Here is a 24,401-nt window from a genome sequence, read left to right as displayed (position 1 = left end):
GAAGCGCCGGATGATACGGGGGGATTTTTAAGCAGTGCAAGTCGGGGGTGCTCGGCATGGCCGGCCACGCACGACTGCGAGTGCGGAAAATCAGTGGATTTGGCGCGCGCTGCCGTCTTCGAGCAGCTCTTCCAGGATCAGGTTGTCGATCTCGGTTTCCTGGCTCCACAGTACCATCAGCACAATAATTTTGAGTTTTTCGATGGGTACGGGGGATTCGACGAGCGCAGTTGCCCGGTCGATGATGATCTCGCGCAGGGGGGCCGACAGGACGCCGGCAGACTCGAGAAAACTCACAAAGCCAATCGCCTCGGAACCCAGCGCACGGTATTCCACATCGGCGTAGATGCGGGTGCTGTGGCTGGGAACAAGGGCAAGATCGACGCAACGATGCGTGGTTTCTGCGAGGCCGGACAGCCACGACAGAGCATCGTCGATTTCGTCGTCTTCGAATCCGGCAGCGGCGAGTTTTCGCGCCAGCGTATCCGGGTCCGGACAGGCTTCCGGCGTGAAGTAGTTCTCGAAGAGGTAGACGAGAATATCGAACATATATCACAGTAAAGGCTCGCTTTACTCTACGCTGAAACGCCGGCCTAGGCAAATATGCACCAAAGCGTTGCGTGGTGAGCACGGCCGGCGTCGGGGTTTTGGCATCAGCCATGGCGAACCCCTTAATCGCCATCCGCGCCATCCGCGCCATCCGCGCCATCCGCGCCCTCGGGGGCCACGGCCTGCGCTTCCCGCGCCAGCTGTTCCGCCAGTGCCTTGGCGGTTCGCCCGGTGACCTGGTAGCTGCCTCCATTCAGCCGATCTACCAGGCCCCGCAATTCCAGCGGCAGCAATCGCGCCAGCACGTCCTGGATGGGAACGCCCAGCCGATACGAGACCATGTCGGGGCTGATGGCGCGAAATCCCATCGCCCGCAGCAGCGCCAGGTCTTCGGGTGACATGGGCGGCAAGGCAAAGGTCGCGTTGCTGGGGGTGGCGGGGTGGGCCCTGGGCGCTGTCGTGGTGTCAGGGAATGCGGTCAGCGGCAAGGATGCTTGCGCGGCCACCGGCTGGTCGGTCAGCTCATCCACAATGTCCTGCGAACATTCCACCAGCTTCGCACCTTGGCGCAGCAGAACGTGGCAGCCCCGGGATAAAGGCGAATGGATAGACCCCGGGATCGCGAACACGTCGCGCCCGATGTCGGCCGCGATCCGGGCGGTGATCAGCGAGCCGCTGTGCACGGCCGCCTCGACCACCAGCACGCCTTTCGACAGCCCCGCCACGAGCCGGTTGCGGCGCGGAAAGTGGTGCGCCAGGGCGCGGGTGCCCAGGGGCAGTTCGGACACGATCGCGCCCTGGTCGGCAATCCGGTGGGCCAGCAGACGGTTGCGTCGGGGGTAGACGACGTCCGCACCGGTGCCGACCACCGCCAGCGTGCCGCCCCCTTCGGCACCGGCTGCCAGGGCGCCTTCGTGTGCCGCGGCATCGATGCCCAGCGCAAGGCCGCTCACGATCGTGTAGCCCAGACTTGCCAGATGCTGGGCGAATTCGCGCGCATGGCCCAGGCCGTCCGGCGTGGCGTTGCGCGAGCCCACGATGGCCAGCCCGTGGCGCCCCAGCAGCGACGGCAGCCCTTTTACATACAGCAGCGTCGGGGGATCATGGGTGACGAGCAGCGCGGGCGGATAGTGCCGGTCGTTCAGCGTCATCAGGTAGTTGCCAGGCTGGTCGGCCCAGGCCAGCGCCTCGTCAATGCGACGGCGTGTTGCGTCATCGGCCCGGGCCGCAAGCTGCCTGGCCAGGGGCAAGGGCAGCTTGGCGGACAGGGTGTCGAAGTCCTGGGCGTACAGCTGGTCGGGCGGCCCGAATTCCTGCAGCAGGTGATAGGCGGTAACGGGGCCAACGCCCGGTTCCAGAGACAGCCGCAGCCACGCGGCCACGGAGTCTGAAGCGGAAACAGAAGCAGAGACCGAAACGGAAGCAGAAGCGGAAAGAGAAGACATGGCAGGACGGACGCCGGAAAGTCGTGAAAGGTCGCGGATGACCGTGTCCCTCACTAGACCATGCCACCCCTGCCGGGCGGGGCGGTTCCGGACAGAACTGTCCAAGGCCAAATGTACGCATGGACATAAACCGCCCAACGCCGCGGACGCCACGGTCGAAGTGGCTATACTTTTTCTGTCTGGCCACGGTGTGCGTGCGCTGGCGACACGACACAAGGACTGGGGGACAGCATGGGCCACATGGCCGCCGGGATCCGGACCTACACGATGCAGGAACGGGCGCAGCACCTGGATTTCGACATCCGGCGCGAGAACGCCCGCGATCCGCTGGCCGCGCCGCATCGTCATGCCTATTTCCAGATCCAGATCAACCTGGCGGGCGATACGCAGCAGCACATCGGCGCCACCGTGCGGCCGTTCCGGCCGGGCATGCTTTCGTTCGTGCTGCCCTACCGCATGCATTGCGTGCCGCATCCGCCCGGATCGCTGTATTACATCCTCAGCTTCGGTCAGCGCTTCCTGCGCAGCGATCTCGATGTGGATCCGCTGGACCTGGAAGACGTTCCGCTGGCCCGGGCGCCCGAACTGGCGCCTTTCCTGGCGCAGGAATCCATGGACTTCGAGCTTGACGGCGCGGACCGGGCCGAGATGCTGCAGCTGTGCGAGCAGATGTACGCCGACAACGCGCAGCGCGGCTTCTATACGCTGGAAACACTGCGCGCCCGCCTGCTGCTGCTGATCGGCCTGGTCTGCCGCAAATATGCCGGCCAGATCGAGCAGGCAGCGGGCGCGGGCACGTCGCATCACGGCCGGCGGGAGGCCATGGCGCGCGTGATCCGGCATATTCGCGAGCATCTGGCCGAACGGCTGACCCTGGACAGCGCGGCCGCCGCGGCCTGCCTGTCGCCCAACTATCTGGCCCATCTCATCAAGAAAGAGACCGGCCGTACGTTTGTGGATCTGGTCACGGAACGGCGGATCGAACAGTCCAGGGAACTGCTCATGCAGACGTCCTTGCGGGTGTCCGATATTGCCCGGCAGGTGGGGTTTGCCGACGAGGCCTACTTTTCCCGCCGGTTCCGGCAGGTGTGCGGCGCCAGCCCGGTTGCGTTTCGCGCCGCCGCCCGCCAGGCCGTCGAGCCCCCGGTTTTGTCCAAGCGAATCACACATGCGTCCCTGTCGCTGTCCCCCGAAGACCGATAAGCTGGCACCCACATTCAACGACCGGGCGGCGAACTGCCCGGCAGTCCTACAGGAAATGTCATGAATTTCGTCATCCCCCAGCCGTCCATCGCCGCGATTCCCGTGGAAGGGACCGACGCCGTGTTTCCGGTCCGGCGGATCTGGTGCGTCGGCCGCAACTTCGCGGATCACGCACGCGAAATGGGCCACGACCCCGATCGTGAACCGCCATTCTTCTTTTCCAAGCCGTCCGACGCCGTGGTGCCGAACGGCGGCGACCTGCCGTTCCCGGTGCAGACGCAAGACCTTCACCACGAAGTCGAGCTGGTCGTGGCGCTGGGCAAGGGCGGCACCGACATCAACGAGGCTGACGCCCTGTCGCACGTGTTCGGCTACGGCGTGGGCATCGACATGACCCGCCGCGACATCCAGTCGGTCGCCAAGAAAATGCAGCGCCCCTGGGAGCTGGCCAAGGGCTTCGACCAATCGTGCCCCGTGTCTGCCCTGAAGCCGGCCAGCGAAATCGGCCACCCCGACGCCGGCCCGATCTGGCTCAAGATCAATGGCGAAATCCGCCAGGAAGGCGACCTGAACCAGCAGATCTGGCGGGTCGAAGAAACCATCGCCTACCTGTCGCGTTTCGTGACCCTGGAAGCCGGCGACATCATCCTGAACGGCACGCCTGCCGGCGTTGGCCCGTGCGTGGCGGGTGACACCCTGCACGCACATATCGACGGCGTGGGCGACCTGACGGTGCATTACGTAGCCCGCTAAGCGTGCACGCGTAGCCCGCTAAGCCTGCACGGCGGCGGCTGAAGCAGGCGCTCCGCCCTACGGAGCCGCCAGGCCTCTCGGACCGCATGCCCCGGATCTGCCCAAGGCGTCCGGGGCGCTGGCGCACGCCCGCGCGGACGCTTGTGGTATCTTGGGCTTGCATTTATGGGGTTCGCCCCCCATTTTCCTTGTATCAAAGATCCCCAAGAATTCGTTGTTGTTGCCATGGCCCTGCTTCCTATCCTGACCTATCCCGACCCGCGCCTGCACAAGAAAGCCAAGCCGGTGGCCGTCGTGGACGACCGTGTCCGGCGCATCGTGCGCGACATGGCCGAGACCATGTACGACGCGCCTGGCGTCGGCCTGGCAGCGACCCAGGTCGACGTGCATGAGCGGATCGTCGTGATCGACGTGTCCGAAGACAAGAGCGACCTGCTTGTCCTCATCAATCCGGAAATCACCTGGAAGAGCGACGACACCAAGGTGTACGAAGAAGGTTGCCTGTCGGTACCCGGCATCTATGATGAAGTGGCGCGTTCGTCCCAGATCACCGTCCGGGCGCTGAACGAGAAGGGCGAACACTACGAATTCGATGCCGAGGGCCTGCTTGCCGTCTGCGTCCAGCATGAACTCGACCACCTCGAAGGCAAGGTGTTCGTGGAATACCTGTCCAACCTGAAGCAGACGCGCATCAAGACGAAAATGCGCAAACTCGAGCGCCAGCCCGCTTAATTTCTTTCGGATTCAGGATTCAGATGCGCCTGGTTTTTGCCGGTACGCCGGAGTTTGCCAGGGTGGCGTTGCGGGCCCTGATCGACGCCGGTCATGACGTCGCCCTGGTGTTGACCCAGCCCGACCGTCCGTCCGGTCGCGGGCTCAAGCTCACCCCTTCCCCTGTCAAAGCGGCCGCACTCGAGGCGGGCATTCCCGTGGCCCAGCCGCGCAGCCTGCGCCTGGATGGCAAGTATCCCGACGAGGCGCGCGCCGCGCACGACACCCTGCTTGACGTCAATGCCGACGCGATGATCGTGGCAGCTTACGGGCTGATTCTGCCGCAATCGGTGCTGGATCTGCCCCGCCTGGGCTGCCTGAATATCCACGCCAGCCTGCTGCCGCGCTGGCGCGGGGCGGCGCCGATCCAGCGCGCGATCGAAGCGGGCGACACCGAAACCGGCATCACCATCATGCAGATGGACGCCGGCCTGGATACCGGCGACATGCTGCTGGTCGCCGCAACGCCCATCTTGCCAACGCAATCAGCCGGGGACCTGCACGATGTGCTGGCCACCCTGGGCGGCACGGCGATCGTGGATGCCCTGGCGCGGCGCGAGGCGGGCGAGTTGCCTGCCACCCCGCAGCCGGCCGATGGCGTGACCTACGCCGCCAAGCTGGACAAGGCCGAAGCGCCGCTGGACTGCACGCAGCCTGCGGCCGTCCTGGCACGGCGTATCCGCGCCTTTGATCCGGTGCCGGGCGCGACCCTGCGGCTTCCGATGCTGCCCGACCCCGTCAAGGTATGGAAGGCGACGGCGCTGCCTGGCAGCGGATCGCCTGCCGCTGACACCCCCACCCCGGGCGCCCTTGTGCGGATGGCAAGCGATGGCATCGACATCGCTACGGCCGACGGCACACTGCGCCTGCTCGAACTGCAAAAAGCCGGCGGAAAACGCCAGCCCGTCGACGTCTTCGTCCGTGGCCTTGGCGGAGGAACCCCCTGATGTCGTCCACACCCCCCCGGCCTGGCCCGGCCACCCCCGGTCAATCCGCACCGCTGTCCGATATCCTGCTGGGCGCCGCCAAGGCGCTGCAGGCCGTGCTGGCCGGCACGTCGTTGACCGACGCCATTGCCAAGACGCCGGCCGCCAACCGGCCCGCGGTCCAGGCGGTGTCCTTTCATGTGATGCGGCAGCTGGGCCGCGCGCGCGCCGTCAAGCAGGCGCTGATCCCTCGCAATCCTACTGACCCCCTGCTCGACGCGCTGCTGCTGGTGGCCTTTGCGCTGGTGGTGCCGGGTGACGGCCTGGAGCAGGCCGCCGGGTCAGCGGGTGCTCACTACGCACCGCACACGGTGGTGGACCAGGCGGTGCGCGCCGCGTCCGGCCAACCGTCGCTGGCGTCCTACAAGGGACTCGTCAACGGCAGCCTGCGCCGCTTCCTGCGGGAACGCGACGCGATCATGGATGGGCTCGCCAACAATGGCGAAGCCACCTGGAATCACCCGTCGTGGTGGGTGCGCCGCTTGCGTATCGACTACCCCGACAGCTGGCAGGACCTGCTGCGCACGGCCAACCGCCAGGCGCCGCTGACCCTGCGCGCCAACCGCCGCAAGATGTCCCGCGATGCGCTGCTGGCGGCGTTCCAGGACCAAGGCATTGCCGTCACGCCTGCTGGCGACGACGGCCTGGTCGTGCTGCAGCCCCGTCCGGTCCAGCAATTGCCCGGCTTTGCCGAGGGCTGGTGGTCGGTGCAGGATGCCGGCGCGCAACTGGCCGCGCCCCTGCTGCAGGTCAAGGACGGCATGCGGGTGCTGGATGCCTGCGCCGCGCCGGGCGGCAAGACGGCCCACCTGCTGGAACAGGCGGATATCGACCTGCTGGCGATTGACGTGGACGCCATGCGCCTGCGCCGCGTGGATGAAAACCTGGCCCGGCTGGGCCTGACGGCACGTACGATGGCGGCCGACATTGCCGACGTCGACGCCTGGTGGGACGGCACGCCTTTCGACGCAGTGCTAGCCGACGTGCCCTGCAGTGCGTCCGGCATCGTGCGCCGCCATCCGGACATCCGCTGGCTGCGCCGCGAAGAAGACGTGACCCGCACGGCCGTGCTGCAGGCCAGGCTGGCCGATGCGCTGTGGCGGGTGGTCGCCCCCGGTGGTAAATTGCTCTACGTGACGTGCTCGATATTTCCCGCCGAGGGCGCGCGTCAGGCCGAAGCTTTCCTGACCCGTCATCCCGATGCGACCCGATTGCCCGCGCCCGGTCAATTGCTGCCCAGCCCCGTATCCGCACCGCCTGGCGAGCAGCACGACGGTTTCTTCTACGCGTTGTTCACCAAGGTGTGAGACTGCTACGCATCGTTCGCTTCCTGCTGGTGGCCGCTGCCGTCATGCTGCTTCTGGGTGGCAGGGTCGGCGCCGCCGATGCACCCATGGTCCAGGCAGTCTCGCTGGCCGAACGCGGCCGCGATCTGGTCCTGAACGCCGACGTCTCGCTCAACCTCAATAATCAGCTTGAAGATGCCGCCGAACGGGGGCTGCCGCTGTTCTTCACGGTCGAAGTCGAAATCAACCGGCCCCGCTGGTACTGGTTCGACGAAACCGTGCTGACTGCGACCCAGACCTGGCGCATCGCCCATAATCCCCTGACCCACCAATGGCGCGTCAGCAGCGGCAGCCTGGCCTTGCCGGTCAGTTCGCTGTCGGAAGCCCTGTCGGTGGTGCGGCACGTCCGCAATTGGCGGATCGCCGACAAGGACGCCTTCAAGCCTGGGTCCAACCACGAAGGCCGCATGCGGGTGCGGTTTGACGTCTCACAATTGTCCAAGGCCTTCCAGGTCAATGCGCTGAACAGCAGCGACTGGTCGCTGGCCACCCCGTGGACGGAATTTTCCACCCAGGTTGTGCGCGAAACGCTGCCGCCCGTGCCGGTCGCACCCGCGCCCACCGCGCCGGCGCCGGTCCCCGACCGCCCGACCGACAAGGCGACGGAAAAGCCCGCCGAAAGACCCGCCGACAAGCCCGCAGACCGCCCCAACGGCGCCAACCCGCCCACGTCGCCCAGCATGAACCAGACCCCGGGCGGGTCGCTGGGTGCGCCGTCCTTGTCCAACGGGTCGTCCAGCCTGGGGCTGACCTTGCCGGACGGCACCCGCGGCACCGCCAGCGGCAGCACGGTGCTGCCGAATGCAGGCAGTCCCAATGCAGGCAGTCCCAACGCCGGCAGTTCCAACGGCAACGCCAGCACCCCGCCGCCCGAGGCGCCATGAGCCGGCTCATGCGCATCCTGCTGGGCATCGCCGCGGTCAGCGCATTGGCGCTGCTGTTCCTGCTTGCCTGGTCCACCGGCAACTCCAGCCGCCTGGAACAGCAGTACAACGTGCTGCTGGGACTGAACGGCGTCGTCGCCCTCATCCTGTTCCTGTGGGTGGCGGCGCTGGCGCTGCGGCTCAAGGGCCAGTTGCGCAAGCGCCAGTTCGGCGCCCGGCTGACGGCCCGCTTTGCGCTGGCCTTTGCGCTGGTGGGCGTCGTCCCCGGCGTGCTCATCTATATGTTGTCAGTGCAGTTCCTGTCGCGCTCGATCGAATCGTGGTTCAACGTTCGCGTCGATGCCGCACTGGAATCCGGACTGAACCTGGGCCGCGCCGCGCTCGACTCGCAACTGCAGGACCTGAATGCCCGCGCGCGCACCATGTCACTGGAACTGGGCGACACGGCCGACGCCAGCATGTCCATCGCGCTGACACGCCTGCGTGAACAGGTGGGCGCGCAGGATGCCATGGTGTTCACCGCCAGCGGCCGCATCATCGCGTGGTCCACCAGCGTGTACGGCACCCTGGTGCCCGACAGCCCGCCGCCGCAGATCCTGCGCCAGTTGCGCATCTCGCGCGGCTACTCGGCGGCCGAAGCCAATAGCGTTCCCAGCACCCTGACCCTGGAAAGTGAGCAGGGCCCGATGGGCACGACGCGCGACGCGCAGAACAACGATGCCCTGCGGCTGCGCGTGATCATCCAGATCGCGCCGCAAAGTTCGCTGGACCTGCCGACCGTGTCGCCGGCCGAATCGCGTTACCTGCAGCTGCTGCAGCCCGTGCCCGAACAGATTGCGCTCAACGCCGAAGAAGTCCAGGCCGGCTATCGCGACTACCAGGAACTGTCCTTGTCGCGAACGGGCTTGCGCAAGCTCTACGGCATCACGCTCACCCTGGCGCTGCTGCTGGCCGTGTTCTCGGCGATCGGCGCGGCGTTTGCGCTGTCGTCCCGCCTGGTGCGCCCGCTGCTGCGCCTGGCTGAAGGCACGCAGGCGGTCGGCGTGGGCGACTTCCGGCCCATTCCCGAACCCCCGTCCAAGGATGAAGTCGGTCAGCTGACCCGGTCGTTCAACGCCATGACGCGCCAGCTGGACGACGCGCGCCACATGGTCGAAACCAACCGCCGTCAGCTCGAACGCACCAACGTCTACCTGGAAAGCATCCTGTCCAACCTGTCGTCGGGCGTGCTGGTGTTCGACGAAGCCTTCCGCGTCGCGACCGTCAATCACGGCGCGCAGCGCATTCTGCGGGTGGACCTGCGGGCGGTGGCGGGCCGGCCCCTGGAAACGGTGGATGGCCTGACCACCTTCGCGAATGTGATCCGTACCGCCTTTGCCGAACACGCGGCGGCAGATACGGGCCGCACGCACTGGCAGCAGCAGTTTGAAATCGTGCGCGCGCCCACGGGCGACACCCCGTCCGGCGGGGCGGGCGAAGGTAACATGTCGTCCTCCCGACCCGACGACAATACGATTACTCTGCTGGCTCGAGGATCGCATCTGCCGGTCAACGGCGGAAGTGGGGGCTATGTGGTGGTGTTCGACGACATTACCGAAGTGATTTCCGCCAACCGGGCAGTGGCGTGGGGGGAAGTGGCGCGGCGGCTGGCGCATGAAATCAAGAACCCGCTGACACCGATCCAGCTCTCGGCCGAGCGCATTGCGATGAAGCTGGCCGACAAGCTGGAGGCGACCGACGCGCAAATGCTGCGCCGATCGACCACGACGATCATCAACCAGGTCAGTTCGATGCAGCGGATGGTGGACGACTTCCGCGAATATGCGCGGACGCCACCGGCGCAGATGCAGCAACTCGACCTGAATGAACTGGTGGCCGAAGTCCTGACGCTCTACGGTTGGGACAGCACCGACGGCATGCTGCGCGACGGCGCGCGCCCGACCCTGCTGTCTGTCGACCTGGCGCCGGGGCTGCCGAAGATCGAAGGCGATGCGACCCAGCTGCGGCAGGTGATACATAATCTGATTGCCAATGCCAAGGACGCCATAGAAGATAGGGCAAAGGACATTGCCAAGGCTGAGGAGGCGGGGCAGCCAAAGCAGGTCCTGGAAGAGCGGGTGGGCGTCAGCACACGGCTGATCCATAGGCGGCTGCCGGATGGACGGGAGCACGCAACGGTACGGCTGATGGTGACGGACACGGGCGCGGGATTCGCGCCACGCATACTTCAGCGGGCCTTCGAGCCCTATGTGACGACCAAGGCACGGGGGACGGGACTTGGCCTGGCCATCGTGAAAAAAATTGTCGAAGAGCACGGCGGTCGCATCGATCTGGCCAATCGGCCAGAAGGTGGAGCGATGGTCTCTATACTTCTTACCAAGCTGGTGGATGACGCAGTGGCGCCGGGGTCTGCCCGGTTGTCCGTAGCAGCAGGGTCGCAATCCGCGTAACAGAGGTTTCTAAAAATATGGCCAGAATTCTAGTGGTCGACGACGAAGTCGGCATTCGCGAGCTCCTGTCGGAGATCCTCTACGACGAGGGTCACACGGTGGATCTCGCAGAAAACGCCGCCGCTGCGCGCGCGCTGCGCAACCAGCATCGGCCTGACGTGGTATTGCTCGATATCTGGATGCCTGATACCGACGGCGTGACCCTGCTCAAAGAGTGGGCGTCACAGGGCCTGCTCGACATGCCGGTCATCATGATGAGCGGCCACGCGACCATCGATACCGCCGTCGAAGCCACCCGTATCGGCGCGACCGATTTTCTTGAAAAGCCGATCACCATGACGCGGCTGCTCAAGACCATTGCGTCGGCGCTCGACCGCGGCCGCGCGGGCCCCAAGCCCGTCGCGCAGCCGGTCACCGCGATCCGCAGCAGCAGCCCGCCGCCGTCGTACGTGCAGCCGCCCATCCTGACCACTGGGTCGGACTACGGCCGTGCGCCGATCGGGGCGTCCAGCGCCGCCGAATCGCTGGCCGAAATGGGTCAGGTCGGGGGCGACAGCCGTCCGCGCCAGCCGCTGCATGAGCTGTCCCTGGACCTGCCGCTGCGCGAAGCGCGCGATGCCTTCGAACGCGTGTACTTCGAGCATCACCTGGCGCGCGAAGGCGGCAGCATGACCCGCGTCGCCGACAAGACCGGCCTGGAACGCACCCACCTGTATCGCAAGCTCAAGCAACTGGGCATCGAGCTGTCCCGCAAACGCAGTCTATGAAGATCCTGATCCTCGGCGCGGGCCGGGTGGGAACGAGCGTCGCCGAAAACCTGGTGTCCGAACATAACGACATCACGGTCATCGATACCGACGGTCCTCGCCTGGCCCTGCTGCAGGAACGGTTCGACCTGCGGGTCGTGGTGGGCAGCGGCATTCACATGTCCACCCTGGAGCAGGCCGGCGCGCGTGACGCCGACATGCTCATATCGTGCGCCACGGCCGACGAAACCAACCTGGTGGCCTGCAAGATCGCCAAGCAGGTCTTCAATGTCCCGCGCCGCATCGCGCGGGTCCGCTCCCCCGAATTCCTGGACAACGCCACGCTGATGGGCGACGACGGCTTTTGCGTCGACAACCTGATCTGCCCGGAACGCAGCGTCACGAGCTACCTGACCAACCTGATCGCGATTCCCGAAGCCCTGCAGGTGGTGGAATTTGCCGAAGGCCGGGTCAGCGCCGTGACCGTCCGCGCGCACGCGGGCAGCCCGCTGTGCCAGCACCCGATCGAAAGCCTGCGCGAACACATGCCGGGCGCCGACATCCGGATCATTTCCATCTTCCGGCAGGGCGAACTGATCACGCCCGAAGGCCGCACCGTCATCCAGCCCGGGGACGAAGTCGTCTGCCTGGCCGCGACCCACGAAGTGCGGCGGCTGGTGCGCGAACTGCGCGAGCGCGACAAGCCCGTGCGGCGGCTGATGATTGCCGGCGGCGGCAATATCGGGCTGCGGCTGGCGCGCGAAATCGGCCACCTGTACGAGGTCAAGCTGATCGAGCAAAACCGCCGCCGCTGTGAATACCTGGCCGCCCAGGTGCCCAGCAAGACGCTGGTGCTCAACGGTGACGCCACCGACGAAGACCTGCTGGAAGACGAAAACGTCGGCGACATGGACCTGTTCCTGGCGCTGACCAGCGACGACGAAGACAACATCATGTCGTCGCTGCTGGCCAAACGGATGGGCGCGCGCCGCGTGATCGCCCTGATCGGCCGCAAAAGCTACGCGGAACTGATGGAAGGCGGGCGGATCGACATCGCCATTTCGCCGTCCGAAGCCACCATCGGCGAACTGCTGCGCCACGTGCGCCGCGGCGACGTGGTGGCCGTGCACCGGCTGCGCCACGGCGTGACCGAGGCCATCGAAGCCATCGCCCACGGTGACGCCAAGTCATCCAAGGTGGTCGGCAGGCGCATCGAGCAGATCAAGCTGCCCGAAGGCGCGATCATTGGCGCCATCGCGCGGTCCGACGCCGTCCTGATGGCGCACCACGACACCGTCGTCCAGTCCGGTGACCATGTCATCGTGTTCGTCACGCATCAGCGCCTGGTGTCCCAGGTCGAAAAGCTGTTCCAGGTGTCGGTCTCCTTTTTCTGAGCGGCTTTGCCCGTCCCATGCGCCAACTTTTCCCGGTCCTGAATGTGCTCGGCGTGGTCATCGCGCTGTTTTCGCTGACCTTCGCCATCCCGATCGGAACGTCGCTCTACACGTCCGACGCCGCCTTGATGGCCTTCTTGCATGCCTTTGCGGTGTCGTTCGGTTTTGGCGCGCTGCTGTATGCCGGCACCCGCCGCCAGCGCCGCGAACTGGCGCCGCGCGATGGCTTTCTGTTGGTGTCCCTGGTGTGGAGCGTGCTGCCTGTGGTGGCGGCGGTCCCGCTGGTGCTGTATTTCCGCGGCGTGGGCGTGGATCTGAGCCTGACCGACGCCTACTTCGAAGCCATGTCGGGCCTCACGACCACGGGCGCGACCGTCCTGACCGGCCTGGACACCCTCCCGTATTCGATCAACGTCTGGCGTTGCACGCTGATCTGGATCGGCGGCATGGGCATCCTGGTGCTCGCCGTGGCCATTCTGCCGATGCTGGGCGTGGGGGGCAGCCAGGTATTCCGCGCCGAGACGGCCGGTCCCATGAAAGACGAAAAGCTGACGCCGCGCATCACGGGTACGGCCAAGGGGCTGTATGCCATCTACATGGTGGTGTCCTTGTTGTGCGCGATCGCCTACCGCCTGACCGGCATGAGCTGGTATGACGCCTATTGCCATATGGCGGCCACGATCGGGCTGGGCGGCTTTTCGAATCGCGACGCGGGCTTCCTGGCCTTCGATTCGATTTCGACCGAATTCGTCGCCATCGTCTTCATGACGATTGCCGGCATCAACTTCGCCACGCACTTCCGGGCCTACCGCGCCAAAAGCATGCGCACGTACTGGAACTGCTTTGAAGCGAAGTACTACCTGACCGTGATGTTCGGATCAGGCATCGTCATCGGCTTTCTGCTCTACGGGGAACAGGTCTACCCGACCCTGGCCGAATCCATGCGCCATGCCGTATTCAACACGGTATCGGTTGCCACCACGACCGGGTTTGCAAGCACTGACTACGCCAAATGGCCCCTGTTCGCGCCGGTACTGATGCTGGCACTGTCTTCTTTCGTGACGTCGGCTGGCTCAACCGGTGGCGGCATGAAAATGATCCGCATGGTGATCCTGGTCAAACAGGCGCGGCGCGAATTCACCCGGCTGCTGCATCCGCGCGCGATCAACCCGGTGCGGATCGGCGGCCAGATGATCGCCAATCACGTGGTGTTCTCGGTGCTGGCCTTCGTGCTCCTTTATGGGGCGTCGCTGGTCATTCTTACCATGGTGATGCTGTCGACCGGGTTGGAGCCGCTTACCGCATTCACTGCCGTGCTGGCGACGTTGAACAACACCGGGCCGGGGCTGGGCGACGTGGTCGGCCCCATGGGCAGCTACAAGGGCCTGACGGATGTCCAGACGTGGATCTGCTCGTTCGCCATGCTCATCGGTCGGCTGGAGCTCTTTACGGTGCTGGTGTTGTTTACACGCGCCTTCTGGCGCAAATGAATACAAAGACACCCGTTGTAGTGATGGTAGGCTGTTATCTCAGGCAGGGCCGAAGCGTGGCGCTCGACGCCGCGGCACGGTCCTTGCAAGAAGAGCAGGGCAAGCAGGCTGTGATAGTCGAAGGGGGGCCGGGAACATTGACGGCTCCACCGGGCGTCGAACTCGTCCAGTTGGCGCCAGGTTGTGTGTGCTGTGTCGGGCAGCTGCCGTTGCGGGTGACGGTGGCAAGGATGCTCAGGCTGGTGAAACCCGCCAGGCTTTGGATAGAAATATCCCAGGCCGAGCATCTCCCGGAGTTGCTGAGGCAACTGGACGGCCCAGGCTTCGCGGGGGCAATCGATCTGCAAGACGCGCCATTGAACGAATGACACCGTTTATTTAATGCGCGTTATAGATTGCCTCTTGATTTCCGGATGTGGGCACCACATTTACAGATCAGGCGGTCTTACGACCCCTGTGACTTCAGGAGCCAGGCCATGGAAATGATTTACAACAGCTCGAACTACGTCGTTGTCGAATTTGCCGAAATCGAAGGCGCGACCGCCTATGGTGGCGGGTTCGAGATCGTGGACAAGCAGTCGCGGCGCGAACTGTACATCGCGGGCGAATCGGCTGACCAGTTCCGGAATCAGGTCCAGGAGTTGATCGCTTCCGAACCGTCGATGGAAGACGTCGATGAATTCCTCAGCCAGTTCGACGACTACATGAACCACCCGGTCACGCTCCACTGATCGTTTGGTCGTCCAGCCCCCGGTCGCCCTGACCGGGGCGCCGCACCGCCTCCCTCACCCTTTTCCCGAAAGCCCGCTTGCCCTGATGCAGCGGGCTTTCGTGCGTCTGGCCGCCTAATACAGCGGTTCGGCAGGTCGGCAAAACCCTCAGCAGGGGATTAGGCCTTTCCCCATGCGGGTTCCTAGGGGAAAACCTGAACTGTCATCTATTTCTGGCAATCTGCTTGGAACTTGTGGCTAAACTGCGGCATTCGTAAAGTATGTACTAGCCCGCCAGGCCTCACCCCCAAGGAGACCTCGATGGAATCCATCGCCTTCACCCCATCGGCTGCGCATACCCTGGGTATCGAACTCGAATTGCAGATTGTTGATGCGCACTCGTTCGACCTGCGGGGTTCCGCAGAAGACCTGCTGGCCCAATTGGCCAACCACTCCATCGCCGATCGCGTCAAACCCGAGATCACGCGCGCGATGATCGAATTGAATTCCTCCGTCCACACGGATCCCACCGCGCTGCTGGAAGAGATGCGCCACATGCGCGACGTGCTGGGCGAAGCCGCCGACACCGTGGGTGTCCGTATTGCCGGCGGCGGCACGCACCCATTCATGCGCTGGCAAGACCGGACCATCTTCGATTCGCCCCGCTTCCAGTACCTGTCCGAGATGTATGGCTACCTGGCGCGCCAGTTCACCGTGTTCGGCCAGCACATCCACCTGGGCGTGGCGTCGGGGGACGACGCGATCGCCATGACGCACCGGCTGTCGCCCTACGTGCCGCATTTTATTGCGCTGTCGGCCTCGTCGCCGTATTTCGAGGGCGTCGACACGCTGTTTTCGTGCAGCCGCCTGAACGCGCTCAATGCCTTCCCCATGGCGGGCCACATGCCGCCGTCGGTCACCGACTGGTATGGCTTCGAAGCCTATCTGAACCAGCTGCAAAGCTCCGGTCTGGTGGACAGCATCAAGGACCTGTACTGGGACGTGCGCCCCAAGCCCGAATTCGGCACGGTCGAAATCCGGGTGTGCGATACGCCGCTCACGGTCGAAAAGGCCTGCCAGCTGGCGGCGTTCGCCCAGGCCCTGGGCGTGGCGCTGAGCCGCCGCGCGCTGCCCGCGCCCGAGGCCTGGCTGGCCTACAACACCAATCGCTTCCAGGCCTGCCGCTTCGGTCTGCAGGGCAATTATGTCGATCCGGTCCACGGGCGGATGCGCCTGATGGACCACTTGCGGATGACGCTGGAACAGCTGGCGCCGATCGCCGCCGAACTCGGCACGACGGACATGCTGCAATCCCTGGCCGACGGCGCCCTGAAGCAAGGGTGCGACGCGCGATGGCTGCGCACGCAATTCCATCGCAGCCGCGAGCTGCCGGCGGTGGTGCAGGCATCGGTGGCGGCGTGGCGCGGACATGTGCCGCAATGCATCGACATGCCGCCGCTGACCGTGATTCCACGGCGGCGCGTGCGTGCCGGCGCCGAGGCCATCATGCCGGTGGACGGGCTGGCCCTGCCGCAACCCGGCCAGGCGCCCGAAGCCCTGCACTAGGCCGGACAAGACGGCGAACCGCCGCGCTGCAGCAAGGGAAAGCCGGTTTGTTGGTAACATAGCCGATTCCCTTTTGCAGATTGCGCCGGTGGGTTTTGCCCGGTTGCCCGCCCATGTCCTTCCCTACGCTGCCCTATCCGCCCGAGTCTTACACCCGGGGCGCCGAATTCGCTCGTTTGCTGACGCAGCGCATCCTGATCCTGGATGGCGCCATGGGAACCATGATCCAGCAGGTCAAACTGGGCGAGGCCGACTATCGCGGCGCGCGGTTCGCCGCGCATGGCAAGGACGTCAAGGGCAACAACGAACTGCTCAGCCTGACGCGGCCCGACGTGATCAAGACGATCCACGAAGACTACCTGCGTGCAGGCGCCGACGTGATCGAGACCAATACTTTCGGCGCGACCAGCATCGCCCAGGGCGATTACGACCTGCCCGAACTGGCCTACGAGCTGAACGTGGAATCGGCGCGGCTGGCGCGCGCGGCCTGTGATCTGTTTTCCACGCCCGAGCGTCCGCGCTTCGTGGCGGGGGCCTTGGGCCCGCAGCCCAAGACGGCGTCCATTTCCCCCGACGTGAACGACCCGGCGGCGCGCAACGTCACCTTCGACGAACTGCACGACGCCTACGTCGAGCAACTGAACGGCCTGATCGACGGCGGCATCGACCTCGTGCTGATCGAGACCGTGTTCGACACCCTGAATGCCAAGGCCGCCGTGTTTGCGGTCGAAGACGTGTTCGAGCAACGCGGCATCCGCCTGCCCGTCATGATCTCGGGCACGGTCACCGATGCATCCGGCCGGATCCTGTCGGGCCAGACGGTCGAAGCCTTCTGGAATTCGATGCGCCACGCCCGGCCCATCACCATCGGACTGAACTGCGCCCTGGGCGCGGCCCTGATGCGGCCGTACGTGGCCGAGCTGGCCAAGATCTGCGACACCTTTGTGTGCGTGTACCCCAACGCCGGCCTGCCCAATCCGCTCAGCGACACCGGCTTTGACGAGACGCCGGAAGACACGTCACGCCTGCTCGAAGAATTCGCGCGGTCGGGCTTCGTCAACATGGTCGGCGGCTGCTGCGGCACGACGCCCGAACACATTGCGGCCATCGCCAACAAGGTCGGCAAGCTGCCTTTGCGTGCGGTGCCCGACGTACCGCGCAAGATGCGCCTGTCGGGCCTGGAAGCGCTCAACATCGACGAGACCAGTCTGTTCGTGAACGTGGGTGAACGCACCAACGTGACGGGCAGCAAGATGTTCGCGCGCCTGATCCGCGAAGAAAAGTTCGACGAGGCGCTGACGGTGGCGCGCCAGCAGGTTGAAAACGGCGCGCAGATCATCGACATCAACATGGACGAGGCCATGCTGGATTCGCAGGCCAGCATGGCGCGTTTCCTGAACCTGATCGCGTCCGAGCCGGATATCTCACGCGTGCCGGTCATGATCGACAGCAGCAAGTGGAGCGTGATCGAAGCCGGGCTCAAGTGCGTGCAGGGCAAGCCGGTCGTCAACTCCATTTCCATGAAGGAAGGCGAAGAGCCCTTCCTGCGCCAGGCGCGCCTGTGCCGCCGTTACGGCGCGGCCGTCGTCGTCATGGCATTTGACGAACAGGGCCAGGCCGACACGCTGGAACGCCGCAAGGTCATCTGCGAACGGGCCTACCGCCTGCTCGTTGATGAAGTCGGCTTTCCGCCCGAAGACATCATCTTCGACCCCAACGTGTTCGCCATCGCGACCGGGATCGATGAACACAATCACTACGCCGTCGACTTCATCGAAGGCACGAAGTGGATCCGCGAGAACCTGCCCTACGCCAAGATTTCGGGCGGCATTTCCAACGTCAGCTTCTCGTTCCGCGGCAACGAGCCGATGCGCGAAGCCATCCACACCGTGTTCCTGTACTACGCGATCCGCGAAGGCCTGACGATGGGTATCGTCAACGCCGGCCAGCTGGGCGTGTATGCCAACCTGGATCCGGTGCTGCGTGACCTGGTCGAAGACGTGGTGCTGGATCGCCCGGAACCGGTCGGCCGCAAAGACCCCGCCGACGACCGTACGCCCACCGAACGGCTCGTGCAGTTTGCCGACCAGGTCAAGAGTTCGGGCGTCAAGCGCGAAGAAGACCTGGCCTGGCGTGACGCGCCGTTTGGCGATCGCCTGTCGCATGCGCTGGTGCACGGCATCAACACCTACATCACGCAAGACACCGAAGACGCGCGGCAAGCCATCGAAGCCCGGGGCGGACGGCCGATCGAAGTGATCGAAGGACCGTTGATGGACGGCATGAACGTGGTCGGCGACCTGTTCGGCTCGGGCAAGATGTTCCTCCCGCAGGTGGTGAAATCGGCGCGGGTGATGAAGCAGGCCGTGGCCCACCTGATCCCGTACATCGAAGAAGAAAAACGCCAGATCGAAGCGGCTGGCGGCGACGTGCGCGCCAAGGGCAAGATCGTGATCGCGACCGTGAAGGGCGACGTGCACGACATCGGCAAGAACATTGTCAGCGTCGTGCTCCAGTGCAACAACTTTGAAGTCGTGAACATGGGCGTGATGGTGCCCGCCGCCGAGATCCTGGCGCGTGCCAAGGCCGAAAATGCCGACATCGTCGGACTGTCCGGCCTGATCACGCCCAGCCTGGAAGAGATGGCCTATGTGGCGGCCGAAATGCAGCGCGATGACTACTTCCGCAGCCGCAACACGCCGCTATTGATCGGCGGCGCCACCACCAGCCGTGTGCACACGGCGGTCAAGATCGCGCCGCATTACGAAGGCCCGGTCATCTACGTGACCGACGCATCGCGCTCGGTCGGGGTCGCGCAGAACCTGGTGTCCGAAACGGCCAACGCCTTCCTGGACGACCTCAAGGTGGAATACGCGCGGGTGCGCGAGCAGTACGCCAACCGCAAGGCCACGCCGCTGATCACGCTGGAACAGGCGCGCGCCAACAAGCCGCCGATCGACTGGAACGGCTATGTGCCGCGCCAGCCCAAGTTCATTGGCCGCCGGTTGTTCAAGAATTTCGACCTGGCGGAGATCGCGCAGTACATCGACTGGCAGCCCTTCTTCCAGACGTGGGACCTGCACGGCCCGTTCCCCGCGATCCTGACCGACCCTGTCGTGGGCGACTCGGCCACCAAGGTGTTTGCCGACGGCCAGGCGCTGCTCAAGCGCGTGATCGACGGCCGCTGGTTGACGGCCAATGCGATCGTGTCCTTCTATCCGGCCAACACGGTCAACGATGACGATATCGAGGTCTACACCGACGAATCGCGCACCGAGACCCTGTTCACCTGGAACAACCTGCGTCAGCAGACCGTCAAGCGCGAAGGGGTCGACAACAAGTGCCTGGCCGACTTCATCGCGCCCAAATCCACCGGCATCAAGGACTACATCGGCATGTTCGCCGTGACCGCCGGCCTGGGCATCGAAAAGTGGGAAGCGCAGTTCGAGAAAGACAACGACGACTACACGAGCATCATGCTCAAGGCGATTGCAGACCGTCTGGCCGAAGCCTTTGCCGAATGCATGCACGTGCGCGTGCGCCAGGACCTGTGGGGCTACGTGCCCGACGAGGCCCTGAACAACGAGGCGCTGATCCGCGAAGAATACGTCGGCATCCGGCCCGCGCCGGGCTACCCGGCCTGCCCGGAACACACCGTCAAGCGCGCCATGTTCGACGTGCTGGACGCCAACGACATCGGCATGGTGCTGACCGACAGCTACGCCATGCACCCGGCGTCGTCCGTCTCAGGCTTCTACTTCAGCCATCCGCAGTCGCAATACTTTGCGGTCGGCAAGATCGGCGACGACCAGGTCGAGGACTACGCGCGGCGCAGCGGCCGGTCGGAAGACGACCTGCGCCGGGCCCTGATGCCCAACCTGCATTGAACGGGGGGGTATTGAAGCCGCGGCCTGAGTCCGCAGATTCGAATCCGAAAACCTGAAGCCGCAGGCCCGCACGCGCGGGCCTGACTCTGAAGGCTTAGCCCGGCAGACAAATCCCGCGAACGTGAACTCGCGCGCTCAGCTCGCGGTGTAGCCGAAGTCCTTCAGGCGCTTCACCGCGATCGCGCGTTCCTGGTCGCTGAACAGCGGCGCCCACTGCGCTTCCAGGATCAGCACCTCCATCGACAGGTCCAGCCGCTTGGCCAGACTCAGGTGCGTCAGATCTTCCGATAGCGTCTTCGACGCCAGCATCTGCTTGGCCGCGGCCTTGCCGCCCAGCCGTCCCACCAACTGGTGAAAGCGGTTGGCCGAATAGCTGGCCTCTTTTTTCGCGCGCTCGAAAATGCCGAGCATCGCGTCGTGAAATTCCTGTTCCAGTGCTGCGTTCATACGTGGACTTGCTTGGTGGCCGGGGCTGGGATTCTACGCCATCACGACATCTGCATCGCATCCTTCAGTTGATCGAGCGCCGTCGTGTCCTCGATCGTCGTCAGATCCCCCGGATCGCGGCCTTCGGCCACGGCCTGGATCGCGCGGCGCAGCAGCTTGCCTGATCGGGTTTTGGGCAGCACCGGCACGAAGATGACGCGGCTGGGCCGGGCGAGGGCGCCCAGCTGGTGTTCCACCGTGCGCATCAATTCGCCTTCCAATGCAAAGCGTGCATCGGTCGTGGCGATCACGTCGGCATTGCGGACGATGGCAAAGGCCAGGGCCACCTGGCCCTTCAGGGTATCGGCCACGCCGACCACGGCCACTTCGGCAATGGAAGCGTGGCTGGACAGGCTTTCTTCGATCTCCCGCGTGCCCAGGCGGTGGCCGGCCACGTTGATCACGTCGTCGGTGCGGCCCAGGATGAAGACATAGCCGTCTTCGTCCTGCACGCCCCAGTCGAAACTGGAATACAGCATCTTGCCTTCGAAGCCCGACCAGTAGGTCGACACATAGCGCGCGTCGTCGTGCCAGATGCTGATCATGCAGCCCGGCGGCAGGGGGGCGGCCACGGCCACGACGCCTTTGACGCCGGGCGGGCAGGTCTCGCCGGTCGTTTCGTCCACCACGCGCAGGTCGTAGCCCACCACGGGCAGGCCGGGGGATCCAAACTTGATCGGCAGGTCTTCAATGCCGCGGGCAATGGCGAGCATGGGCCAGCCGCTTTCGGTCTGCCAGTAGTTATCGACCACGGGCTTGCCGATGGCGTCGGCGATCCAGGTGGCGGTGGGCTCGTCCAGCGGTTCGCCGGCCAGGAACAGCGTGCGCAGGCTGGACAGGTCGTGCCGCTTCAGCGTTTCGGGGTCCTGTTTTTTCAGTACACGGATGGCTGTGGGCGCGGTAAAGAGCTGCGTCACGCCATACTGCTCGACCAGCCGCCACCAGATCGCGCCGTCGGGCCGGATCGGCGTGCCTTCGTACATCAGCGTGGTCACGCCCTGGATCAGCGGGCCGTACACAATGAAGCTGTGGCCGACCACCCAGCCGATGTCGGACGCAGTGAACATGACATCGCCCGGCCGGCCCTGAAAGATCAGGTCCATGGCCGTGGCCAGCGCCACCGCATAGCCACCCACGTCGCGCACGATGCCTTTGGGTTTGCCGGTCGTGCCCGACGTGTACAGGATGTAGGACGGAAAGTTGGAGTCGAGCCAGACGCAGGGCACCTGCGCGTCCATGTATTGCGTGCGCAGCGGTGCGTAGTCCACGTCGCGGCCGGGCGTGCGCGCCATGTCGGCCAGGCCGCGGTCCACCAGCAGGACGTGTTTGGGCGGCTGGCGGCAGAGCGCGATCGCCTCGTCCAGCAGCGGCTTGTACGGCAGGATCTTGCCCGCGCGCGACCCGGCGTCGGCAGAGATGATCAGCGTTGGCGTTGCGTCATCGATCCGCGATGCCAGCGCCACCGATGCAAAGCCGCCGAACACCACCGAATGGATCGCGCCGATCCGCGCGCAGGCCAGCATGGCGAACGCCGCTTCGGGGATCATGGGCAGGTAGATCAGCACCCGATGCCGCTGCGTGACGCCCAGCGACTGCATGATCGCGGCAAAGCGGTTCACTTCGGCATGCAGTTCGGCAAAGGTGTAGCGGGTTTCGATGCCCGTTTCGGTCGACACATAGATCAGCGCCGTGTCGTTCGCCCGCTCGGGCAGGTGGCGGTCGATCGCGTTATGGCAGAGATTGGTGCGGCCGCCCACGAACCACTGTGTGAACGGCAGCCGGTCGGCATCCAGAATGCGGCCGGGCGGCACGTGCCAGTCGATGCGGGTGGCCCGGTCGCCCCAGAAGCCTTCCGGATCGTTGATGGATTGCTGATGAAGCGCAACATAACCCGCCACGGTGGTCTCCCCGCACGATGCTCAGCCTGCTAGTTTCTGCCGGCCGCGCGTTTGCGGGAATACCGGTTTACCCGTTGACGCCTGGCGGTCCATTCCGTACTTGCCATCGTGCTTGCTATTCAGGAACGATCGATCCAGAATGCAGGCATGAACACCCTGGCTTCCCCGCTGCCAAAAGGCCGCCCCCGCGAATTCGATCCCGAGCAGGTCGTGCAGGGCGCCATGGACATTTTCTGGTCCAACGGCTACCAGGGCACGTCGCTGCCCGATCTGTTGCAGGCAACCGGCCTGTCGCGCAGCAGCCTGTATGCCGCGTTTGGCGACAAGCACGGGCTGTTTCTGCTCGCGCTGGATCGCTACATCGCCAACGCGTTGGCGCGTATCGATCAGGAAATGGATGGGCAGCGCGATCCGTGGGACGGGCTGCGGCTGTTCCTGTCCGGCTACGTGCAGCGGAACAGTGGGGCCAAGGGACGCAAGGGCTGCCTGGTGGTTGCGACCGCGATGGAGCTGGCGGGCAAGGACGCCGACGTGGAAAAGCGCATTCGCGGGTTCTTCCAGGCGGTGGAAGGGCGGCTGGCCGATACATTTGAACGGGCGCGCGGGCAGGGCACTTTGGCCGATGGCTTGGCGCCGCGCGATGCCGCGCGCATGTTGCTGGCGATGGTCGAAGGGCTGCGGGTGATTGCCAAGACAGGTGTGGATGGCAAGGTCTGGCAGGCGAGTGTGGACGCGTTGCTGGGGCGGTTGATCAGGTAAGTGCGTCAGTCAGGGCGGGCGTCGTGCGACGCGCTGTGTAACGTGCTCTGCGACTTGTGGTGCGACCTGTGGTGCGACCTGTCCCGAGGCCTGCCGTGTGCACCACGGTGCGCGGCCTGAACGGTGTCGCGTTCCTTGCGCTCAACTCGCCTATTTTTGGACCATTCAGTCTTGAATGAGGATGTTCATGTCACCCTTGCAGATTCTTTGCGCCATCCTGGTTCCCTTGCTGTGGGGCTGCCAGTTCGTCGTCATTAAGATCGCAGTCGCGGATTTCCCGCCGCTATTCCTGCTGGCCCTGCGGTTCACGGCGATCGCGGCGGTGCTGCTGCCCTTTGCCGGCCTGCCGCGCAGACAAGAACGGAAGCCGGTCCTGTGGATTTCACTGTTCATGGGCGGCCTGAACTTTTCGTTTGCGTTCATCGGCCTGGCGCATGGCGCGGCCAGCGTGGCAGGCGTCGCCATGCAGCTGACGACACCATTTGCCGTGCTGCTGGCCTGGCCCATGCTGGGCGAAAAGCTGTCCTGGCGGGTGATCACCGGGATCGCCATCGCCTTCGTGGGCGTGGTGTTGACCGCGGCAGGTCCGGGGCCGGTCGCGATTCTGCCCGTGCTGCTGATCACCGGATCGGCGCTGTCCCTGGCGATCGGCAGCATTCTGGTGAAGCGGTCAGGCCCGTTCGAACCCATGAAGCTGTTGGCCTGGATGTCGGTGCTGACCGTGCCGCAAGTGCTGCTGATGTCCCTGCTGTTCGAATGCGGGCAGCTCGCATCCCTGCACACCGCGACCGCGCCGGGCTGGATGGCCTTGCTCTACACGATCGCGCTGGGCGGCATTGCCGGCTTCGGCATCTGGTTCTGGCTGATCGCCCGGTGTTCGATTGCACGGGTCGCACCGTATGCCTTGCTGCAGACCGTGTTCGCGGTCGCGTCAGGGGTGCTGTTCCTGCATGAGCCGCTGACCGCGACGCTGGTCATCGGCATGCTGGCGTGCATCGTGGGCGTGGCCATGACGCAGCGGCCGGCGCGGGCGAGTCGGCCAGCGGCGGAAAAATGAACCGTGGCGTCGAGCGATGCG

20 protein-coding genes are annotated in these 24,401 nt (G+C 65.1%); 16 read left to right on the top strand and 4 right to left on the bottom strand.

The features are described from left to right. Nucleotides 1-90: 90 nt before the first annotated feature. Both HD883_RS17985 and dprA read right to left on the bottom strand, forming a co-directional pair. A complete protein-coding gene (locus HD883_RS17985; RefSeq protein ID WP_179583004.1) occupies nt 91-549 on the bottom strand; it encodes a DUF494 family protein in 459 nt (152 codons plus the stop codon). 122 nt (nt 550-671) lie between these two features. Next, nucleotides 672-1,994, bottom strand: coding sequence for a DNA-processing protein DprA (dprA, locus tag HD883_RS17980; RefSeq protein WP_179583014.1), 1,323 nt, complete (start codon nt 1,992-1,994; stop codon nt 672-674). Nucleotides 1,995-2,234: 240 nt separating this feature from the next. Between dprA and HD883_RS17975 the strand changes: the two genes are divergently transcribed. From HD883_RS17975 to metH, 14 genes are all read left to right on the top strand, one after another. After that, on the top strand, nt 2,235-3,197 hold the full coding sequence (locus tag HD883_RS17975) for a helix-turn-helix transcriptional regulator (protein WP_179583016.1): 963 nt from the start codon (nt 2,235-2,237) through the stop codon (nt 3,195-3,197). Nucleotides 3,198-3,257: 60 nt separating this feature from the next. Continuing rightward, complete coding sequence (locus HD883_RS17970) at nt 3,258-3,950, top strand: fumarylacetoacetate hydrolase family protein (protein ID WP_179583018.1); 693 nt, start codon at nt 3,258-3,260, stop codon at nt 3,948-3,950. A 225-nt stretch (nt 3,951-4,175) separates the two neighbouring features. Beyond that, nucleotides 4,176-4,682: a peptide deformylase gene (gene def, locus HD883_RS17965; protein ID WP_179583020.1), complete on the top strand. Its 507-nt coding sequence runs from the start codon at nt 4,176-4,178 to the stop codon at nt 4,680-4,682. Nucleotides 4,683-4,705: 23 nt separating this feature from the next. Then, entirely contained in the window at nt 4,706-5,668 is a 963-nt protein-coding gene (gene fmt, locus HD883_RS17960) for a methionyl-tRNA formyltransferase (protein ID WP_179583022.1), read from the top strand. After that, a complete protein-coding gene (gene rsmB / locus HD883_RS17955; RefSeq protein WP_179583024.1) occupies nt 5,668-7,014 on the top strand; it encodes a 16S rRNA (cytosine(967)-C(5))-methyltransferase RsmB in 1,347 nt (448 codons plus the stop codon). Before fmt ends, rsmB begins: the two co-directional genes overlap by 1 nt. Continuing rightward, complete coding sequence (locus tag HD883_RS17950; protein WP_373563397.1) at nt 7,011-7,937, top strand: DUF4390 domain-containing protein; 927 nt, start codon at nt 7,011-7,013, stop codon at nt 7,935-7,937. Before rsmB ends, HD883_RS17950 begins: the two co-directional genes overlap by 4 nt. Then, nucleotides 7,934-10,387, top strand: a complete 2,454-nt coding sequence (locus HD883_RS17945) for a sensor histidine kinase (protein ID WP_179583026.1) — start codon at nt 7,934-7,936, stop codon at nt 10,385-10,387. The genes HD883_RS17950 and HD883_RS17945 overlap by 4 nt, the downstream gene beginning before the upstream one ends. A 17-nt stretch (nt 10,388-10,404) precedes the next feature. Further along, nucleotides 10,405-11,154: a response regulator gene (locus tag HD883_RS17940; RefSeq protein WP_179583028.1), complete on the top strand. Its 750-nt coding sequence runs from the start codon at nt 10,405-10,407 to the stop codon at nt 11,152-11,154. Beyond that, nucleotides 11,151-12,527: a Trk system potassium transporter TrkA gene (gene trkA, locus HD883_RS17935; protein ID WP_179583030.1), complete on the top strand. Its 1,377-nt coding sequence runs from the start codon at nt 11,151-11,153 to the stop codon at nt 12,525-12,527. Before HD883_RS17940 ends, trkA begins: the two co-directional genes overlap by 4 nt. 17 nt (nt 12,528-12,544) lie before the next feature. Beyond that, on the top strand, nt 12,545-14,017 hold the full coding sequence (locus tag HD883_RS17930; RefSeq protein WP_179583032.1) for a TrkH family potassium uptake protein: 1,473 nt from the start codon (nt 12,545-12,547) through the stop codon (nt 14,015-14,017). A 56-nt stretch (nt 14,018-14,073) separates the two neighbouring features. Then, nucleotides 14,074-14,385 (top strand): hypothetical protein, encoded by a 312-nt coding sequence (locus tag HD883_RS17925; protein WP_179583034.1) that lies wholly within the window; start codon nt 14,074-14,076, stop codon nt 14,383-14,385. A gap of 108 nt (nt 14,386-14,493) precedes the next feature. Continuing rightward, nucleotides 14,494-14,748: a BTH_I0359 family protein gene (locus HD883_RS17920; protein WP_179583036.1), complete on the top strand. Its 255-nt coding sequence runs from the start codon at nt 14,494-14,496 to the stop codon at nt 14,746-14,748. Nucleotides 14,749-15,048: 300 nt separating this feature from the next. Beyond that, complete coding sequence (locus HD883_RS17915) at nt 15,049-16,293, top strand: YbdK family carboxylate-amine ligase (RefSeq protein ID WP_179583038.1); 1,245 nt, start codon at nt 15,049-15,051, stop codon at nt 16,291-16,293. Between the two features lie 113 nt (nt 16,294-16,406). Then, a complete protein-coding gene (gene metH / locus HD883_RS17910; RefSeq protein WP_179583047.1) occupies nt 16,407-20,180 on the top strand; it encodes a methionine synthase in 3,774 nt (1,257 codons plus the stop codon). A 135-nt stretch (nt 20,181-20,315) separates the two neighbouring features. Here the strand turns inward: metH and HD883_RS17905 are convergent, their stop codons facing one another. Beyond that, the gene (locus HD883_RS17905; protein ID WP_179583049.1) at nt 20,316-20,627 is read right to left on the bottom strand and encodes a hypothetical protein; all 312 of its coding nucleotides are present in this window, start codon (nt 20,625-20,627) and stop codon (nt 20,316-20,318) included. 41 nt (nt 20,628-20,668) lie between these two features. After that, nucleotides 20,669-22,564, bottom strand: a complete 1,896-nt coding sequence (gene prpE, locus HD883_RS17900) for a propionate--CoA ligase (RefSeq protein ID WP_179583051.1) — start codon at nt 22,562-22,564, stop codon at nt 20,669-20,671. Nucleotides 22,565-22,711: 147 nt separating this feature from the next. On the opposite strand from prpE, the gene HD883_RS17895 reads away from it, so the two are divergent. Continuing rightward, nucleotides 22,712-23,323, top strand: coding sequence for a TetR/AcrR family transcriptional regulator (locus tag HD883_RS17895; RefSeq protein WP_218863098.1), 612 nt, complete (start codon nt 22,712-22,714; stop codon nt 23,321-23,323). Between the two features lie 187 nt (nt 23,324-23,510). After that, nucleotides 23,511-24,380, top strand: coding sequence for a DMT family transporter (locus HD883_RS17890; protein ID WP_179583053.1), 870 nt, complete (start codon nt 23,511-23,513; stop codon nt 24,378-24,380). Nucleotides 24,381-24,401 lie beyond the last annotated feature (21 nt).

The sequence above is a fragment of the Pigmentiphaga litoralis genome, from assembly GCF_013408655.1.
Classification (GTDB): Bacteria; Pseudomonadota; Gammaproteobacteria; order Burkholderiales; family Burkholderiaceae_B; genus Pigmentiphaga; species Pigmentiphaga litoralis_A.
This window is presented reverse-complemented; position numbering and strand designations above follow the sequence as displayed.

Coding starts and splice junctions, on each gene's coding strand:
- HD883_RS17985 (WP_179583004.1), bottom strand. CDS start 549: ATGTTCGATATTCTCGTCTACCTCTTCGAGAACTACTTCACGCCGGAA.
- dprA (WP_179583014.1), bottom strand. CDS start 1,994: ATGTCTTCTCTTTCCGCTTCTGCTTCCGTTTCGGTCTCTGCTTCTGTT.
- HD883_RS17975 (WP_179583016.1), top strand. CDS start 2,235: ATGGCCGCCGGGATCCGGACCTACACGATGCAGGAACGGGCGCAGCAC.
- HD883_RS17970 (WP_179583018.1), top strand. CDS start 3,258: ATGAATTTCGTCATCCCCCAGCCGTCCATCGCCGCGATTCCCGTGGAA.
- def (WP_179583020.1), top strand. CDS start 4,176: ATGGCCCTGCTTCCTATCCTGACCTATCCCGACCCGCGCCTGCACAAG.
- fmt (WP_179583022.1), top strand. CDS start 4,706: ATGCGCCTGGTTTTTGCCGGTACGCCGGAGTTTGCCAGGGTGGCGTTG.
- rsmB (WP_179583024.1), top strand. CDS start 5,668: ATGTCGTCCACACCCCCCCGGCCTGGCCCGGCCACCCCCGGTCAATCC.
- HD883_RS17945 (WP_179583026.1), top strand. CDS start 7,934: ATGAGCCGGCTCATGCGCATCCTGCTGGGCATCGCCGCGGTCAGCGCA.
- HD883_RS17940 (WP_179583028.1), top strand. CDS start 10,405: ATGGCCAGAATTCTAGTGGTCGACGACGAAGTCGGCATTCGCGAGCTC.
- trkA (WP_179583030.1), top strand. CDS start 11,151: ATGAAGATCCTGATCCTCGGCGCGGGCCGGGTGGGAACGAGCGTCGCC.
- HD883_RS17930 (WP_179583032.1), top strand. CDS start 12,545: ATGCGCCAACTTTTCCCGGTCCTGAATGTGCTCGGCGTGGTCATCGCG.
- HD883_RS17920 (WP_179583036.1), top strand. CDS start 14,494: ATGGAAATGATTTACAACAGCTCGAACTACGTCGTTGTCGAATTTGCC.
- HD883_RS17915 (WP_179583038.1), top strand. CDS start 15,049: ATGGAATCCATCGCCTTCACCCCATCGGCTGCGCATACCCTGGGTATC.
- metH (WP_179583047.1), top strand. CDS start 16,407: ATGTCCTTCCCTACGCTGCCCTATCCGCCCGAGTCTTACACCCGGGGC.
- HD883_RS17905 (WP_179583049.1), bottom strand. CDS start 20,627: ATGAACGCAGCACTGGAACAGGAATTTCACGACGCGATGCTCGGCATT.
- HD883_RS17895 (WP_218863098.1), top strand. CDS start 22,712: ATGAACACCCTGGCTTCCCCGCTGCCAAAAGGCCGCCCCCGCGAATTC.
- HD883_RS17890 (WP_179583053.1), top strand. CDS start 23,511: ATGTCACCCTTGCAGATTCTTTGCGCCATCCTGGTTCCCTTGCTGTGG.